Origin of the sequence: Salipiger marinus (genome assembly GCF_035481585.1) — a bacterium.
Lineage (GTDB): Bacteria > Pseudomonadota > Alphaproteobacteria > Rhodobacterales > Rhodobacteraceae > Salipiger > Salipiger marinus.
This window is the reverse complement of sequence record NZ_JAYKSL010000009.1, coordinates 79,311-95,476: the sequence shown is the minus strand read 5'-3', so window position 1 is coordinate 95,476 and position 16,166 is coordinate 79,311. Positions and strand designations below refer to the sequence as shown.

The window sequence follows — 16,166 nt, the reverse complement described above, 5'->3', positions numbered from 1 at the left end:
CCGGAGTGCCCTCATGCCCAGACGTTTCCGACTGACCCGCCGCATTCCGGTCGCCCTGACCGAAGACGCCTACCGTCGGCTCAGAAGTTTTGCAGCCTCCGCCGGTTTGGACGAAGGCGAGGCGCTGTCGTTTCTGTTCGAGAACTTCGACAGCGTCACCGACACGGAGCTGCTGACCCACCGGCTGCGCCTGTTCAACAGCGAGCTGGAAGAACGCAAGCGCTGAAGAGAATAGGCATACGTCCGACCGCAAGCGGAAGAGATGCAACGCATGGGATGTTCAGAGATCAGCGCCCCGGCGCCCCGCCTTGCGAGAGCGGAAGGCCGGGGGTTTCACACCCCCGGACCCCCGTGGAGTTTAGGGGCAAGATGAAAGCGCTGACCGCACATCGGGCCCATCGTCATCCGGGCTGCACTCGGTCGACCCCGCCACCCGGTCAGACCGCCCGGCGGAACACAGGCCGGGCAGCGGGGCTTCACCTTGCACGCCGCTCAACTCTCCAGTCTGCGACGCAGCTACAAATTGCGCGACAAGCCTTTAAGATTCGGTAAAATTCTGCGCTTTTTCTTCATCTTGCCCCTAAACTCCGCGGGGGTGTGGGGGCGCGAAGCCCCCACCGCTGCCCGCGCCACATGCGCAACACAAGGACCGCATCATGACCATGCAACTTTACTGCTTCGGAGAATCCGGCAACGCCTACAAGGCGGCCCTGCCGCTGGCGCTGTCGGGACTGGACTGGACCCCGGTGAAGGTCGATTTCTTTGGCGGCGCGACCCGCGCGCCGGAATACCGCGCCGAGGTCAACGAGATGGGCGAAGTCCCGGTGCTGGTGGACGGGGCGCTGCGGCTGAGCCAGTCCGGCGTGATCCAGTCCTATGTCACCGAAAAATCGGGCCGGTTTGGTGGCGAGACGGCGGAGGAGCGGCGCGAGGTGCTGCGCTGGATGCTCTGGGACAATCACAAGCTCAGCTCTCAGGCCGGGATGACCCGCTTCCTGATGAACTTCCTGCCCGAGGACAAGCGGCCCGCCGAGGTGATCGCCTTCATGCAGGGCCGTCTGCGCGCCGCCTATCAGGTGCTGGACAGCCATCTGGCCGGGCGGGACTGGATCGTCGGCAGCGGCCCCAGCAATGCCGATTTCTCCTGCTGCGGCTATCTGTTCTACCCCGAGCCCTTTGGCTTTGCCCGCGCCGACTGGCCGCAGATCGACCGCTGGCTGTCGGGGATCGAAGCCCTGCCCGGCTGGAAACATCCCTATGACCTGATGCCCGGCTCTCCGGCCGACCGGGCCTGAACCCCGGGGGCGATGGCTGGCGCGGTTCCCTAGGGCGCCGCGCCTGAGCAGGCCGCGACTGGCGCGCAGGTTCCGCTTTACCTGAACGCGCCGTCACGTCACCCTTGATCGAGAGGGGGCTCCGCCGCCACACCGGGGTATCCGCGACCGTCTGAGGGATCCCATGCCATGACCGACGCCTATATCTATGACGCGCTGCGCAGCCCGCGGGGCCGGGGCCGTGCCGACGGGGCGCTGCACGAGGTCACCAGTCTGCGGCTGTCGGCCCTGATGCTGGAGACGCTGGCGCGGCGCAACGGGCTGGACGGTGCGGCGGTGGAAGATGTGATCTGGGGCAATGTCACGCAGGTGGGCGAACAGGGCGGCTGCCTTGCCCGCTCTGCCGTGCTGGCCGCCGGGCTTGACGAGGCCATCCCCGGCCTGTCGATCAACCGCTTCTGCGCCTCGGGGCTGGAGGCGGTGAACCTTGCCGCCAACCAGATCCGTGGCGGCGCGGGGGCGGCCTATATCGCGGGCGGGGTCGAGATGATGAGCCGTGTGGCCATGGGCTCGGACGGGGCCGCCATCGCCGCCGATCCGAGCCTTGCCATGGCCAGCCATTTTGTGCCGCAGGGCATCTCTGCCGACCTCATCGCCACCCGCTACGGGTTTTCCCGCGACGAGGCCGACGCGCTGGCGGTGGAAAGCCAGCGCCGCGCCGCGCAGGCCTGGGCCGAGGGGCGGTTTGCGCGGTCGGTGGTGCCGGTCACCGACATCAACGGCCTGACCCTGCTTGACCACGACGAGGCCCTGCGCCCCGGCACCGACATGGCGGCGCTGTCGCAGCTGAAGCCCGCTTTCCGCGAGATGGGCGAGGCCCTGCCCGGCTTTGATGCCGTGGCCCTGATGAAATACCCCGATCTGGAGCGCATCCACCATATCCACCACGCGGGCAACAGTTCCGGCATCGTGGACGGGGCGGCGGCGGTGCTGGTGGGCTCGCGCGCCTTTGGCGAGGCCCATGGCCTGCGCCCCCGCGCCCGCATCCGCGCCACCGCCAAGATCGGCACCGATCCCACGCTCATGCTGACGGGCCCGGTGCCGGTGACCGAAAAGATCCTGCGCGAGGCGGGGATGACGGTCCGCGACATCGACCTTTTCGAGGTGAACGAGGCGTTTTCCGCCGTGGTGCTGCGTTTTCTGCAGGCCTTCGCGGTCGATCCCGCCCGGGTCAATGTCAATGGCGGCGCCATCGCCATGGGTCATCCGCTGGGCGCCACCGGCGCCATGCTGATCGGCACCCTGCTCGACGAGCTGGAGCGGACCGGCCAGCAGACCGGGCTTGTCACGCTCTGCGTCGCCTCCGGCATGGGGGCCGCCACCATCCTCGAACGGGTCTGACCATGACCGAGGCAGAGTTCCGCGCCTTTCTGGACGACATCTCGGCCTGCTTCACGCGGTTCGATTTCGCCCTGTGGCGGTCGCGGATCCTGCTGCCCTTTTCGCTGGTCACCCGGGACGGCCCGGTGCTGCTGCCCGACGAGGCAGCCTTGGCGCGGAATTTCGAGCTTTATCTCGAGTCCGAACGCATCCTCTGCGTCGACGAGGTGTATCGCCGCCCGATCTCGCTGGAAGACTGCCGCGACGGCACATGGATCGGCACCTATGAAACGCAGCTGCTGTGCCGGGGCCAGCGCGTGACGCCGCCCTATATCTCCTCCGCGCTGATCCATGCCACCCCGGAGGGCTGGCGCATGTCGTCGATCCTCAACGCGCTTGGCCATCACAGCTGGACCGGCACCCATCCCACACGCGAGGGCAAGACATGACCGATTTCACCCTGATCCCCGATGCCGAGGGCGTGGCGCTGATCGTCTGGGACACGCCCGGCAGATCCATGAACGTGATGAGCCTTGACGGCTTTGCCGAGCTTGACGCGCTGATCGCGCAGGCGCTGGCGGATCCCGCCATCCGGGGCATCGTGATCACGTCCGGCAAGCCGGACAGCTTTGCGGGGGGCATGGATCTGGGCGTGATCGCGGCGATGCGCGACGGCGGCGGGGACGACCCCGCGCGTGGGCTGTTCGACGGGGTGATGCGGATCCATGCCGTGCTGCGCCGCATCGAACGCGCCGGAATGGATCCGCGGGGCAAGGGCGGCAAACCCGTCGCCTGCGCCCTGCCCGGCACCGCCCTCGGGCTTGGCTTCGAACTGCCGCTGGCCTGCCACCGCATCTTTGCCGCCGATCAGCCCAAGGCCAAGATCGGGCTGCCAGAGATCAAGGTCGGCATCTTCCCCGGCGCGGGCGGCACCACGCGGCTGGTGCGCAGGCTTGGCGCCATGGCTGCCGCCCCCTATCTGCTGGAGGGCAAGCTGCTGGATCCCGCCCGGGCCAAGGCGGCAGGCCTGATCGACGAGGTGGTCTCCGATCCGGTCGCCGCCGCCCGCGACTGGGTGCTGACGGCCAAGGACGCCGATCTGGTGAAACCGTGGGATCAGAAAGGCTACCGGATGCCCGGCGGCGCGCCCTATCACCCGGCGGGGTTCATGACCTTCGTGGGCGCCTCGGCCATGGTGATGGGCAAGACCAAGGGTGTCTATCCCGCCGCAAAGGCGCTGCTGTCGGCGGTCTATGAAGGCGCGCTGGTGCCGTTCGACACCGCGCTGAAGATCGAGGCGCGCTGGTTCACCCATGTACTGCTCAACCCCTCCTCCACCGCGATGATCCGGTCGCTGTTTCTCAGCAAGCAGGCGCTGGAAAAAGGCGCCAGCCGTCCCGCCCTGCCCGATCAGGCGGTGGCGAAGCTGGGCGTGATCGGCGCGGGCATGATGGGCGCGGGCATCGCGCTGGTCGCGGCACAGGCGGGGATCGAGGTGGTGCTGCTCGACCGCACGCCCGAGGCGGCAGAGAAGGGCCGCGCTTATGCCGCAGCCACGCTCGACAAGGGCATCGCCCGCCGCAGGACCACGCCTGACCAGAAAGACGCCGTGCTGGCCCGCCTCACCACCGGCGCCGATCATGCCCTGCTTGCGGGCTGCGATCTGGTGATCGAGGCGGTGTTCGAGGATCCGCAGATCAAGGCCGAGGTGACGCGCGCCGCCCTCGCCCATCTTGGCCCGGACTGCATCTTCGCCACCAACACTTCGACCCTGCCGATCACCGATCTCGCCCGCGCCTCCGACGCGCCGGAGCGGTTCATCGGCCTCCATTTCTTCTCGCCGGTGGACAAGATGGCACTGGTAGAGATCATCCGGGGCAAGGCCACCGGCGAACATGCCGTGGCCAAGGCGCTGGATTTTGTCCGCCAGATCCGCAAGACCCCGATCGTGGTCAATGACGCGCGGTTCTTCTACGCCAACCGCTGCATCCTGCCCTATCTCAACGAAGGCCTGCGGCTGCTGCGCGAAGGCACGGCCCCCGCCCTGATCGAAAACGCCGCAAAACTGGTCGGCATGCCGCTCGGCCCGCTGCAGCTGGTGGACGAAACCTCCATCGACCTTGGCCTGAAGATCGCCAAGGCCACCCGCGCCGCCTTAGGCGACGCCTATCCCGATGCCGAAGTCGAGGCGGTGCTGGCCCGGATGGCCGAAGCGGGGCGTCTGGGCCGCAAGGCCAAGGCGGGGTTCTACAGCTATGACGAAACCGGCACGCGGCTCGGCCTCTGGGAGGGGCTGGGCCAGCACTGGCCGCTGGCAGACCACCAGCCCGACCTGCAAGAGGTGCAGGAACGGCTGCTCTTCGTGCAGGGGCTGGAAGCGGTGCGCGCGCTGCAGGACGGCGTGCTGACCGACATCCGCGAAGGCGATGTGGGCGCGATCCTTGGCTGGGGCTTCGCGCCATGGTCGGGCGGCCCCTTCGGCTGGCTCGACATGCTGGGCGCGCCCTATGCGGCAGAGCGGTGCGAGGCTCTGGCGGCCCGCCATGGCCCGCGTTTCGCCTGCCCGGCGCTGCTGCGCGACATGGCCGAGGACGGGCGCTGCTTCTACCCCGCCCCGGAGGATCAGGCCGCCTGAGCCCGGCCCGCTCGCGGCGGCTCGCGCGGTTTTGACCGCAGCGCCGCCGCCGCTGGGGCGGGTCTCCGCGTTGGGACGGCAGAGGGCCTTCCGCCCCCGTCAGGACACCCGCCGATGACCCGTTACATCCTGCAGCACAGCCTGCGCGAACAGATCGCCGATGGCGTCCTGCTCGTGCTCGGCGTGGCAGCAGCCATCGCCGGGGTCACCGGCCTTCTGGTCTGGGCCAGCCTCACCGGGCGCGGCGACAGTTTCTGGCCGCTGGCGCTTTACGCGCTGGGGCTGATTGCGTCCTTTTCCCTGTCCGCCGCCTATAACCTCACGCTGCACGCCCCCAGCCGCGCGATCCTGCGCCGCCTCGACCATGCGGCGATCTTCCTGCTGATCGCGGGCACCTATACGCCGCTGGCGCTGCTCGGGCTCGGCGGCTGGCAGGGCACCGCGCTGACACTGGCCACATGGGGGCTGGCCCTGATCGGCCTCGTGATGAAGCTGTGCTTTTTCCCGCGCTGGGACCGGGCGGGGTTCGTGCTCTATCTCGGACAGGGCTGGCTGGGCCTGCTTGCCATCTGGCCGCTGGTCCACAGCCTGCCGCCCCTTGCACTGGCGCTGCTGCTGGCAGGGGGGCTCACCTATACGGTGGGCACGGTCTTCTACCACCGCGACGGGCTGCCCTATGCCCGCGCCATCTGGCACCTGCACGTGCTGGCCGCCGCCGCCGCGCATTACGTCGCGGTGATCCTCGTGACGCAGACGCACTGACCCTTCATCTTGCCCCTAAACTCCGGGGGAGCCTGCGCGCCAGCGCAGGCGGGGGCAGAGCCCCCTCCTACATCTGGTCTGCCTTTCGCAGGCGGGCTCCGGTCAGCCCGCGCCCAGCTTGGGCGCCGCGCGCAAGGGCGCCAGCGGCGTGTCGGAAAACCGGATCGGCGTGCGGAGGCCCGGCACGCCCTCGGCCTCGATCGCCATGCCGCGCGCCACCACCTGCGGATCGGCAAAGACCTGATCCAGCGCGTTGATCGGCCCCGCAGGCACGGTCGCCGCCTCCAGCGCCGCCAGCAGCGCCTCGCGCTCCCAGCCTGCAAGCGCCGTCACCAGCGCCGGGCGCAGCAGATCGCGATGCGCCACCCGCGCCTCGTTGGTCACAAAGCGCGGATCCGTGGCCAGATCCAGCCCCAGCACCCCGCAGAGGCGGGCGAACTGCCCGTCATTGCCCACCGCCAGAATGATCTCGCCGGTTCCGGTCGGCAGCACCTCATAGGGCGCGATATTGGGATGGGCATTGCCCAGACGGCGCGGCGCCCGCCCGGTGGCGAGGTAATTCATGCCCTGATTGGCCAGCACCCCCACCGCCACGTCCAGCAGCGCCATGTCGACCAGCTGGCCGCGCCCGGTGCGCGCCCGCGCGGCCAGCGCCGCCTGAATGCCGATCACCGCATAAAGCCCGGTGAAGATATCGGCAAAGGCCACGCCCACCTTCTGCGGATCGCCCGCCGGATCGCCGGTCAGATCCATCCAGCCCGCCATGCCCTGAATCAGGAAATCATAACCCGCTCGTTCGGCATAGGGCCCGTCCTGCCCGAAGCCGGTGATGGAACAGTAGACCAGCCCCGGATTGACCTCGCGCAGGCTGTCATAATCCAGCCCGTATTTGCGCAGGCCGCCCAGCTTGAAATTCTCGATGACCACATCGGCCCCGGCCACCAGCTCGCGCACCTGCGCCTGACCTTCCGGCGTGCGGAAATCCACCACCACCGACCGCTTGCCGCGATTGGTGGCATGGAAATAGGCCGCAGACCGGTCGCCCTCGCGCTCGATGAAGGGCGGACCCCAGCGCCGCGTGTCATCGCCGTCGGGCGATTCCACCTTGATGACCTCGCAGCCCAGATCGGCCAGCACCTGACCCGCCCAGGGGCCGGCGAGGATACGCGCCAGCTCGATGACGCGCACCCCCTGCATCGGCGGCAGCTGCATCAGAAAAACGCCTGCAGGCCGGTCTGCGCGCGGCCAAGGATCAGCGCATGCACGTCATGCGTGCCCTCGTAGGTGTTCACCGTCTCAAGGTTGGCGGCATGGCGCATCACGCCATATTCGATCTGGATGCCGTTGCCGCCATGCATGTCCCGCGCCATGCGCGCGATATCCAGCGCCTTGCCGCAGTTGTTGCGCTTGATCAGCGACACCATCTCGGGCGCGGCGCGGCCCTCGTCCATCAGCCGACCCACGCGCAGCGCCGCCTGCAGGCCCAGCGTGATCTCGGTCTGCATGTCGGCGAGCTTTTTCTGGTAAAGCTGCGTGCCGGCCAGCGGCTTGTTGAACTGCTTGCGGTCAAGCCCGTAGCTGCGCGCCTGATGCCAGCAGAATTCCGCAGACCCCATCACGCCCCAGGCGATGCCATAGCGCGCGCGGTTCAGACAGCCGAACGGGCCTTTCAGCCCCTCGACATTGGGCAGCAGCGCGTCTTCGCCCACTTCCACATCCTCCATCACGATCTCGCCGGTGATGGAGGCGCGCAGCGACAGCTTGCCGCCGATTTTCGGCGCCGACAGGCCCTTCATGCCCTTTTCCAGCACGAAGCCGCGGATCTTGCCGCCATGCGCCTCGGACTTGGCCCAGACCACGAAGACATCGGCAATGGGCGCGTTCGAGATCCACATCTTGGATCCCTTCAGCACATAGCCGCCCTCGGTCTTGATGGCGCGGGTCTTCATCCCCGCCGGATCGCTGCCCGCATCGGGCTCGGTCAGCCCGAAACAGCCGATCCATTCGCCGGAGGCAAGCTTGGGCAGGTATTTCATCCGCTGCGCCTCGGTGCCATAGGCATAGATCGGATACATCACGAGGCTGGACTGCACCGACATCATCGACCGGTAGCCGCTGTCGACCCGCTCCACCTCGCGCGCGACCAGACCATAGGCCACATAGCCCGCGCCGATGCCGCCATATTCCTCGGGGATGGTTGATCCCAGCAGGCCCAGTTCGCCCATCTCCGCAAAGATGGCGGGGTCGGTTTCCTCGCTCATATAGGCCTGCTGGACGCGCGGCAGCAGCTTCTCCTGCGCGAAGGCAAAGGCGCTGTCGCGGATCATCCGCTCTTCTTCCTCAAGCTGGCTGTCGATCAGAAACGGGTCCTCCCACGAAAAAGAAGAGAGGTCGGGCCGTTCCTTGGGCTTGAGATGCGACAGATCGGTCATGGCAGGCTCCTTGCTGGATTTGCCCGCAGCCTAGCCGCGCGCGCCCTCCGACGGAAACGATTTAATTTGCGCACATCATGCGGAAAACTCATAATCTGCGGCAAGGAGCCCTCGGCATGCGCAAACCCTATACCCCCAGCGTCGGCGAGCTTGACGCCTTTGTCGCCTGCGCCCGGCGCGGCAGCACCACCATGGCCGCCGAAAGCCTGAACCTGACGCAAAGCGCGATCTCCCGCTCGCTGACCGCGCTGGAGGACCGGCTGGGCGTGGCGCTGTTCCTGCGGGTGCGGCAGCGGCTGGTGCTGTCTGCCGCCGGTCACGCCTTTCTGCCACAGGCGGAATCGCTGCTGCAGCAGCTTGATGGCGCGGCCATGGGCATCATGGCCTTTGGCGGGCGCGACACGGTGCTGCGGCTGGCGGTGCTGCCCAGCTTCGCCCGCAGCTGGCTGATCCCGCGGCTGCCGGGATTTGCGCAGGCGGCCCCCGAGACCAGCCTTGATGTCTCTGCCCGGCTTGATCCTGTGGATTTTGCCCGCGACCCGTTCGATCTGGCGCTTATGCGCAGCCAGCATGAAAGTGCCGGAACCCATGCCGAACCCGTGCTGGCCGAGGATCTGGTTGTGGTCGCGGCCCCCGTGCTGATGGCCGGACGCGCCCAGCTGTCAGAGACCGACCTGCTGGATCTGCCGCTGCTGCAGCAGTCGACCCGCCCCACGCTCTGGCTCGACTGGTTCCGCGACAGCGCCACCGATGCCCGGCGCATCCTGCGCGGCGCGCGGTTCGACCATTTCGACATGGTGCTGGATGCGGCGCAGGCGGGTCTGGGCGTGGGTCTGGTGCCAGAGATCGTCGCCCGCCCGGCGCTGGCCGCAGGCACGCTGTGCCTCGCCGCGCCGCGCCGCTTCGCCACCGGCGAAAGCTACGCGCTGATCGTGCCGGAACGCAGCCGCGACATGCCGCAGGTCGATGCCTTCCGCCGCTGGCTTCTCGCCGAAATCGCCCACTGACCCACCGCGCCGACCGCATCCCCTGCTTCTTCTTGGCTGAAATATCCCGGGGGAGTCCGCGGCACGCGGACGGGGGCAGAGCCCCCTCTTGCTTACTTTGTCCGCCTATGGCGGACGGGGGCAGAGCCCCCTCTTGCTTACTTTGTCCGCCTATGGCGGACGGGGGCAGAGCCCCCTCTTGCTTACTTTGTCCGCCTATGGCGGACGGGGGCAGAGCCCCCTTCCCCTGTATTGTCCGCCTGTGGCGGACGGGGGCAGAGCCCCCTCTTGCTTCCTTTGTCCGCCTGTGGCGGACGGGGGCAGAGCCCCCTTCCCCTGTATTGTCCGCCTGTGGCGGACGGGGGCAGCGCCCCCGCTCTCTCCCCCCAACCCGTCCCCCGTCTGCCCACATGACAAAAGCGGCGGAGCCCTGCTCCGCCGCCCTCACCTGTTCGCGCGGCGACTGGGTCAGCCCGCCGCGCGGCTGGGTCTGAAGCTGATGCGCTCGGACACGGTGAAGCGTCCGCCATGGGTCTTCTCGATCTTGCCCTCGCGCAGCAGCTGGCCAAAGCTGCGCAGCCGGTCTTCGCGGCTCGATTCCCGGGCCTCTACCTGACGCACCTTGGTCATCAGCTGCGGGCGCGAGAACTGGTCGCGGCCCTCGACAAAGGACAGATAGGCGGCGGCGGCCTCCAGAAGCTCGGGCAGATCGCGGGCGCCGACGCTGTCGGCATAGGCGGCAAAATCGCCCTCGGGCTCTGCGGCATCCACGGGCAGATCGGCCTCCAGATCGGCCAGCGTCACCCGCCGGGGCCGGGCCGGGGCCTCTGCCGCCACGGGCTCGGGCTCCACCCGCTGTTCGGCCACCAGCTTCAGCGGGGCGGGGCGCAGCGGCTCGGCGGGACGTTCGGTCGGGCTGCCCGACAGCTGCGGGCGGCGCGGGCGCACCGCATTGGCCAGATCCTCGCGATAGGGTTCAAAATCCTCCTCGCTGTCGCGGCGGCGGCCCAGCAGCCGGTCGGCGCGGGTGGCGGCGACGGCGGCGCGCAGATGCGCGATGGCGCTGCGGCGGCGGTTGCCCTCGGGCTCCTGCATCTGGGTGTTGGTCTCGTCCAGAATGCGCGAGGCATCGGTGTCGCCCACGCTCTGCTCGGTCAGCATGACCCGCGCCGGGCTCGACATCTTGACCGCCTTGCGCACGTCGTCATGGGCAAGCTGGTCCAGATCCGCCTCGTCCTCCTCCTCCGCCGTCGCGGCGGCGGGGCCCACGGCTGCCGGAGCGGCAGCGGCAGGGAGCGTCGCGGCGGGGGCATCTTCCCATTCGTCCTCCTCCCACTCGTCCTCGTCCCAGTCCGCGGCTGCGGGCCGGGCGGGCGCGGGCGCGGGCTGCGGCGCGGGCTGCGGCTGAGCGGCCACCGCTGCGGGCGCGCGGGCACGCAGGGGCGCGGGCGCATCGACCATGTCCCAGTCATCCGCGTCGTCATCTTCTTGCCACGCACCGTCCATATCGGCGCGCAGCTCCGCCTTCACGGCGGCAAGCTCGCGGGCAAGCTCGGCCTCGTCTTCGGGGCTGAGGCTGCTTTGCGGGGCGGGCGCGGGCTCTGCCGCCGCCGCCTCGAAGGCGGAGCGCTTGACCTGCACCACGCGCACGCGGCGGGGGGCGGCGGGCTGCGGTGCGGGCGCGGCTTCGGTGGCTTCGGGCGCCACCAGTTCGGCCTCGGGCGCATCAGGCTCGGCGACCAGCGCCGCCTCGGCGGGGGCGGTTTTCTCCGCCAGCGTGCCCAGCAGGGCGGAGACGGAGGCGATGGTGTCCTCGTCTTCGTCCTCGTCGCGCAGCGCCGCCTCGGGTGCCGCACCACCTGCCACCACGGCGCGGATGCGGCTCAGCTTTTCGGCCACGCTCTCGGCACCTGCGGATCTGTGGCCCGTTTCCGGCCCGGCGGAGACATCGCCAAAAAACGCGGCCTCGGCTTCCAGACTGTCATCGCCCGCCGACATCTCCACCGGCATGTCGAGCAGCAGCGGCGCGGGATCGGACAGGACCAGCGGGCGGCTTTCCGGCGCGGCCTGCTCGGCTGCGGCACGCGCCGCGGCGGAGGCGGCCAGCGCCTCTGCCGCCTCTTCGGCGGCAAGCTCTGCGGCCCGGCGTTCCGCCTGTGCCAGCGCCGCCTGCATCTGCGCATCCAGCGCGGACTGGCGGGCGGCCTCTTCGGCACCGTCTTCGGATCCGTCATCCTCTGCAGCATCGGCGGCAAGCTCGGCCTCGGCCACGGCGGGCTCCGGCATCCGCGGGGCGGCGCGCTGGATCGTGGGCCCGGCGGCCAGCGCCGCACTCAGCGCCTGCGCCGAGGAGGCACCCCCCGCCGCCAGCGGACCGCGCAGGGTCAGCGACCCGTCCTCGGTTTCGGCGCGGATCTGCGCCTGCATCAGATCCGCAGCCAGTTCGGGATCGAATTGTGGCGGTTCGGCACCAAAGAACCGGTCTTCCCGAACCACCCCGCGAAAGAAGTGCGTCGTGTCCTTGACCACTGCCAGCGGATCCTCGAACCCTTCCGCGGTACAGGAAAAGGTGCCGTAGGAAACCGTGAGGATCTTGCTTGAACTCGCCATCATCTGCTCACTTTCAATCGCTCTCGTAACTGGTCGTCTACCACGTTTACCAAGACCAAAGCCGACCGAATCTGCGGCGTTCAGGGTATCATTTTGTGACCTGAATGTGGCCTGTTTCCTTTGAGGCGAATAATACCGGATGAAACATAGCATTGTTCACAGTCTGACGCCGGTTCTGCTGGTCGGAGGCGGCGACTGCGCCCCGGACCAGCTGGGCCCGCTGGTCCGCCGGGCGGGTGCGGTGGTGGCGGCGGATGGCGGGGCGGAGGCTTTGTTAAGCTCCGGTCACATTCCCGATGCCGTGATCGGCGACATGGATTCCCTGTCCGACGCGGCGCGGGCGCGCCTGCCTGCGGAGCGGCTGCACGAGATTTCGGAACAGGACAGCACCGATTTCGACAAATGCCTGCGCAGCATCGACGCGCCGCTGGTCTGGGGCGCGGGATTTCTGGGCGCGCGGCTGGATCACCAGCTTGCGGCGATGACCGTTCTGGCCCGCCATCCCGACCGGCGCTGCGTGCTGATCGGGGCGGAGGATGTGGTGATGCTGGCCCCGCCGCGCCTGTCGCTGGATCTGGATCCGGGCACGCGGTTTTCGCTTTATCCGCTGGGTCCGGTCACCGGGCGCAGCACCGGGTTGCGCTGGAACATCGACGGGCTGGCCTTTGCGCCCGACCGGATGACCAGCACCTCCAACGAGGTGGCGGCGCCTCGGGTGGATCTGTGGCTCGACGCGCCGCGCATGCTGCTTATTCTGCCGGTGGCGGCGTTTCCGGAACTGGAACGGGCGCTGGAACGCTCGGACGCGCGGTGGCCCGCTCCCGCATGAGGATGTAAAGCCCCGCCGCCATGATGATGAAGATGCCCAGCGTGGCCAAGCCGTTGGGCAGATCGCCGAAGATGAAGAAGCCAAGTGCCGTGGCGATGGGCAGTTCCAGATATTGCAGCGGCGCCAGCGTGGCCCCCGGCGCGAACCGCAGCGACCATGTCATCAGCAGATGCGCCAGCGTGCCGAAAAGCCCGATGCCAAGGATCATGCCCCAAAGCCCCGGCTCCGGCGGCTGCCAGCCGAAGCCCGGCACGGCGCTGCCGGGCAGCAGCCACAGCACCGGCGCCACGACCGCCATGGCCACCAGCCCCGACACCGCCTGCAGCGAGATGGCATCGACCTCGCGCGCGATCTGGCGCGTCACCAGCATGAAGAAGGCGAAGTTCACCGCCACCCCCAGCGGCAGCAGCGCAGGCCAGCCCACCTCGCGGAAGGCGGGCTGCACCACCATCAGCGTGCCCACGAAGCCCACGGCGCAAGCGGCCATGCGGCGGATGCCCACCTCTTCGCCCAGCAGGTAATGCCCCAGCAGCAGCATCAGGAAGGGCAGCACGAAGGCGATGGCGATGGCATCGGCCAGCGGCAGGTAGCGCAGCGAAAAGAACATCAGCGCCACACCCAGCATGTGCATGGCGGTGCGCAGCAGCGTCAGGCCAAAGACCCGGCGCCGCATCCGCCAGACCCGCCGCGTCAGCACCATCACCGGCAGCAGCACCAATGCCTGAACGGCAAAGCGCAGGAACAGCAGTTCCCCGATCGACACCCGGTCGCTCAGCAGTTTCGCCATGGCATCCCCCATCGGGGCCACGACGCAGAACCCGAGCATCAGCAAGATGCCAAGGAGGGGTCGATCCTGTTGCATAAAAGCCCGCCTTACCTGTTCGGTCGCCTCAACCCACTACCCTAGCCACGTAGGGTCAAAAGGGAATACACTCCTTGCGGGAGGGTCGGACCGGCTTCGCGCCGTGTCGTGCCTTGCCGGGTTGCGTGTGCCGCAGCCTTCGCCTACATAGCCCGGCAACATCCCGAACGCCCGAAAGCCCGAGACGCCCCATGGAAAACGTGATCCTTATCGTCCACCTCCTTCTTGCGCTTTCGCTGATCGGCGTGGTGCTGCTGCAGCGCTCCGAAGGCGGTGGTCTGGGCATGGGGGGCGGTGGCGGTGCCATGAGCGCCCGCGGCGCAGCAACCGCCCTTGGCAAAGTCACATGGATTCTTGCCGCAGCCTTCATCGTGACCTCGATCACGCTGACGGTTCTGGCAGCCAGTGACGCCGCAGGCGTTTCGGTCATGGACCGGCTGAGCGGCAGCGCGCCCGCCTCCGAAACCGGGGATGGCACCGCGCCGCTGGACACCGACTCGCTGCTGCCGCCGCCGCCTTCGGCTGGTGACACGGGCGATGCGGATGCGCCGCTGGTGCCCCGCGCCGCCGACTGAGCCGGAATACGCTCACCAGAGCTTGAGGACCGCTGCCCGGCCGCAACAGCATCTTGCGGTTGGCTGGACAGGGCGGTCCGAATCTTTTATAGGTGGACTCCCGTGATGCTGCGGTCAAATCAGGCCGCGGGTGTCCAATTCATGCAGACAAATCACGGGGTTGCCTTGCCCATGGCACGTTTCATCTTCATCACCGGCGGTGTCGTTTCGTCTCTGGGCAAGGGGCTCGCTTCGGCTGCCCTTGGTGCCCTGCTGCAGGCCCGCGGGTTTTCCGTGCGGCTGCGCAAGCTTGATCCTTACCTGAATGTCGATCCGGGCACGATGAGCCCGTTCGAGCATGGCGAGGTCTTCGTGACCGATGACGGCGCGGAAACCGATCTGGATCTTGGCCATTACGAACGCTTCACCGGCGTGCCCGCGCGGCGCAGCGATTCCATCTCTTCGGGCCGGATCTACATGAACGTGCTCGAAAAGGAGCGGCGCGGCGACTATCTGGGCAAGACCATTCAGGTCATTCCCCACGTCACCGACGAGATCAAGGACTTCATCCGCATCGGCGAGGATGAGGTGGATTTCATGCTCTGCGAAATCGGCGGCACGGTCGGCGACATCGAGGGCCTGCCCTTCTTCGAAGCGATCCGCCAGTTCGCGCAGGACAAGCCGCGCGGCCAGTGCATCTTCATGCATCTGACGCTGCTGCCCTATATCAAGGCCAGCGGAGAGCTGAAGACCAAGCCGACGCAGCATTCGGTCAAGGAACTGCGCAGCATCGGTCTGGCGCCCGACATCCTCGTGTGCCGCTCCGAAGGGCCGATCCCGCAGAAGGAACGCGAAAAGCTCGCGCTGTTCTGCAACGTGCGCCCCGACAGCGTGATCGCGGCGCAGGATCTGTCGTCGATCTATGACGCGCCGCTGGCCTATCACCGCGAAGGGCTCGATCAGGCAGTGCTGGACGCGTTCCAGATCACCCCTGCCCCGCGCCCCAACCTTGCCAAATGGGAAGATGTGTCCGAACGCATCCACAACCCCGAAGGCGAGGTCAATGTCGCCATCGTGGGCAAATACACCCAGCTGGAAGACGCCTACAAATCCATCGCCGAGGCGCTGACCCATGGCGGCATGGCCAACCGGGTCAAGGTCAAGGTCAGCTGGGTCGATGCCGAGCTGTTCGAACGCGAGGATCCTGCCCCCTATCTGGAAGGCTATGATGCCATTCTGGTGCCGGGCGGTTTTGGCGAACGCGGCACCGAGGGCAAGATCAAGGCGGCGCAGTTCGCCCGCGAACACAAGGTGCCCTATCTGGGCATCTGTCTGGGCATGCAGATGGCGGTGATCGAGGCGGCGCGCAATGTCGCGGGCGTGTCCAAGGCCGGGTCCGAGGAATTCGACCACGAAAAGGGCGAAAAGCGCTTCGAGCCGGTGGTCTATCACCTCAAGGAATGGGTGCAGGGCAACCAGCGCGTCAACCGGACCGTCGCCGATGACAAGGGCGGCACCATGCGGCTTGGCGCCTATGACGCGGTGCTGACCGATGGTTCCAAGGTGGCAGGCGTCTATGGCACCACCACCATCGACGAACGCCACCGCCACCGCTACGAGGTCGACATCAAGTATCGCAAGGCGCTGGAAACGGCGGGCCTGTGCTTTTCCGGCATGTCCCCCGATGGCCGCCTGCCCGAGATCGTGGAATGGCCGGATCACCCGTGGTTCATCGGCGTGCAGTTCCACCCCGAACTGAAATCCAAGCCCTTCGATCCGCATCCGCTGTTCAAGGATTTTGTCCGCGCCGCCAAATCGGTGTCGCGTCTGGTCTGAGCCGGG

Annotated in this window: 14 protein-coding genes; 10 read left to right on the top strand and 4 right to left on the bottom strand. The window is 67.9% G+C overall.

Annotation, left to right across the window (positions count from 1 at the left end):
- The first annotated feature begins 13 nt into the window (after nt 1-13).
- The 6 genes from VK682_RS13520 (at nt 14) to trhA (ending at nt 6,051) form a co-directional block, all read left to right on the top strand.
- Nucleotides 14-226, top strand: coding sequence for a hypothetical protein (locus VK682_RS13520; RefSeq protein ID WP_089846749.1), 213 nt, complete (start codon nt 14-16; stop codon nt 224-226).
- 430 nt (nt 227-656) lie between these two features.
- Complete coding sequence (locus tag VK682_RS13515; protein WP_230795220.1) at nt 657-1,295, top strand: glutathione S-transferase family protein; 639 nt, start codon at nt 657-659, stop codon at nt 1,293-1,295.
- Nucleotides 1,296-1,463: 168 nt separating this feature from the next.
- Nucleotides 1,464-2,675 carry an acetyl-CoA C-acetyltransferase gene (locus VK682_RS13510; RefSeq protein WP_230795221.1) on the top strand — a complete coding sequence of 404 codons (1,212 nt, stop codon included), beginning with the start codon at nt 1,464-1,466 and terminating at the stop codon, nt 2,673-2,675.
- 2 nt (nt 2,676-2,677) lie between these two features.
- Nucleotides 2,678-3,103: a hypothetical protein gene (locus VK682_RS13505; RefSeq protein ID WP_089846743.1), complete on the top strand. Its 426-nt coding sequence runs from the start codon at nt 2,678-2,680 to the stop codon at nt 3,101-3,103.
- Nucleotides 3,100-5,289, top strand: a complete 2,190-nt coding sequence (locus VK682_RS13500; protein ID WP_230795223.1) for an FAD-dependent oxidoreductase — start codon at nt 3,100-3,102, stop codon at nt 5,287-5,289. The genes VK682_RS13505 and VK682_RS13500 overlap by 4 nt, the downstream gene beginning before the upstream one ends.
- Before the next feature lie 114 nt (nt 5,290-5,403).
- Entirely contained in the window at nt 5,404-6,051 is a 648-nt protein-coding gene (trhA, locus tag VK682_RS13495) for a PAQR family membrane homeostasis protein TrhA (RefSeq protein WP_230795224.1), read from the top strand.
- A gap of 102 nt (nt 6,052-6,153) precedes the next feature.
- Here the strand turns inward: trhA and VK682_RS13490 are convergent, their stop codons facing one another.
- Together VK682_RS13490 and VK682_RS13485 are read right to left on the bottom strand one after the other, a co-directional pair.
- Entirely contained in the window at nt 6,154-7,263 is a 1,110-nt protein-coding gene (locus VK682_RS13490; protein WP_230795225.1) for a CaiB/BaiF CoA transferase family protein, read from the bottom strand.
- Nucleotides 7,263-8,483: an acyl-CoA dehydrogenase gene (locus tag VK682_RS13485; protein ID WP_230795226.1), complete on the bottom strand. Its 1,221-nt coding sequence runs from the start codon at nt 8,481-8,483 to the stop codon at nt 7,263-7,265. The genes VK682_RS13490 and VK682_RS13485 overlap by 1 nt, the downstream gene beginning before the upstream one ends.
- 116 nt (nt 8,484-8,599) lie before the next feature.
- Between VK682_RS13485 and VK682_RS13480 the strand changes: the two genes are divergently transcribed.
- Complete coding sequence (locus VK682_RS13480; protein ID WP_230795227.1) at nt 8,600-9,490, top strand: LysR substrate-binding domain-containing protein; 891 nt, start codon at nt 8,600-8,602, stop codon at nt 9,488-9,490.
- A gap of 447 nt (nt 9,491-9,937) precedes the next feature.
- Here VK682_RS13480 and VK682_RS13475 read toward each other — a convergent pair whose 3' ends face one another.
- Nucleotides 9,938-12,079, bottom strand: coding sequence for a hypothetical protein (locus VK682_RS13475; protein ID WP_230795228.1), 2,142 nt, complete (start codon nt 12,077-12,079; stop codon nt 9,938-9,940).
- Nucleotides 12,080-12,218: 139 nt separating this feature from the next.
- Between VK682_RS13475 and VK682_RS13470 the strand changes: the two genes are divergently transcribed.
- Nucleotides 12,219-12,908: a thiamine diphosphokinase gene (locus VK682_RS13470; RefSeq protein WP_230795229.1), complete on the top strand. Its 690-nt coding sequence runs from the start codon at nt 12,219-12,221 to the stop codon at nt 12,906-12,908.
- Here VK682_RS13470 and VK682_RS13465 read toward each other — a convergent pair.
- Nucleotides 12,829-13,770 carry a DMT family transporter gene (locus tag VK682_RS13465; RefSeq protein WP_230795231.1) on the bottom strand — a complete coding sequence of 314 codons (942 nt, stop codon included), beginning with the start codon at nt 13,768-13,770 and terminating at the stop codon, nt 12,829-12,831. The genes VK682_RS13470 and VK682_RS13465 overlap by 80 nt on opposite strands.
- Before the next feature lie 191 nt (nt 13,771-13,961).
- On the opposite strand from VK682_RS13465, the gene secG reads away from it, so the two are divergent.
- Together secG and VK682_RS13455 are read left to right on the top strand one after the other, a co-directional pair.
- A complete protein-coding gene (gene secG / locus VK682_RS13460; RefSeq protein WP_230795232.1) occupies nt 13,962-14,345 on the top strand; it encodes a preprotein translocase subunit SecG in 384 nt (127 codons plus the stop codon).
- 171 nt (nt 14,346-14,516) lie between these two features.
- Nucleotides 14,517-16,160 (top strand): CTP synthase, encoded by a 1,644-nt coding sequence (locus tag VK682_RS13455; protein WP_230795233.1) that lies wholly within the window; start codon nt 14,517-14,519, stop codon nt 16,158-16,160.
- Nucleotides 16,161-16,166: the final 6 nt, after the last annotated feature.

Bases quoted from the DNA above. Each gene is read 5' to 3' on its own strand.
- VK682_RS13500 (WP_230795223.1), top strand. From the start codon at position 3,100: ATGACCGATTTCACCCTGATCCCCGATGCCGAGGGCGTGGCGCTGATC.
- VK682_RS13475 (WP_230795228.1), bottom strand. From the start codon at position 12,079: ATGGCGAGTTCAAGCAAGATCCTCACGGTTTCCTACGGCACCTTTTCC.
- VK682_RS13470 (WP_230795229.1), top strand. From the start codon at position 12,219: ATGAAACATAGCATTGTTCACAGTCTGACGCCGGTTCTGCTGGTCGGA.
- VK682_RS13505 (WP_089846743.1), top strand. From the start codon at position 2,678: ATGACCGAGGCAGAGTTCCGCGCCTTTCTGGACGACATCTCGGCCTGC.
- VK682_RS13510 (WP_230795221.1), top strand. From the start codon at position 1,464: ATGACCGACGCCTATATCTATGACGCGCTGCGCAGCCCGCGGGGCCGG.
- VK682_RS13480 (WP_230795227.1), top strand. From the start codon at position 8,600: ATGCGCAAACCCTATACCCCCAGCGTCGGCGAGCTTGACGCCTTTGTC.
- VK682_RS13465 (WP_230795231.1), bottom strand. From the start codon at position 13,770: ATGCAACAGGATCGACCCCTCCTTGGCATCTTGCTGATGCTCGGGTTC.
- VK682_RS13520 (WP_089846749.1), top strand. From the start codon at position 14: ATGCCCAGACGTTTCCGACTGACCCGCCGCATTCCGGTCGCCCTGACC.
- VK682_RS13455 (WP_230795233.1), top strand. From the start codon at position 14,517: ATGGCACGTTTCATCTTCATCACCGGCGGTGTCGTTTCGTCTCTGGGC.
- VK682_RS13490 (WP_230795225.1), bottom strand. From the start codon at position 7,263: ATGCAGCTGCCGCCGATGCAGGGGGTGCGCGTCATCGAGCTGGCGCGT.
- VK682_RS13515 (WP_230795220.1), top strand. From the start codon at position 657: ATGACCATGCAACTTTACTGCTTCGGAGAATCCGGCAACGCCTACAAG.
- VK682_RS13485 (WP_230795226.1), bottom strand. From the start codon at position 8,483: ATGACCGATCTGTCGCATCTCAAGCCCAAGGAACGGCCCGACCTCTCT.
- trhA (WP_230795224.1), top strand. From the start codon at position 5,404: ATGACCCGTTACATCCTGCAGCACAGCCTGCGCGAACAGATCGCCGAT.
- secG (WP_230795232.1), top strand. From the start codon at position 13,962: ATGGAAAACGTGATCCTTATCGTCCACCTCCTTCTTGCGCTTTCGCTG.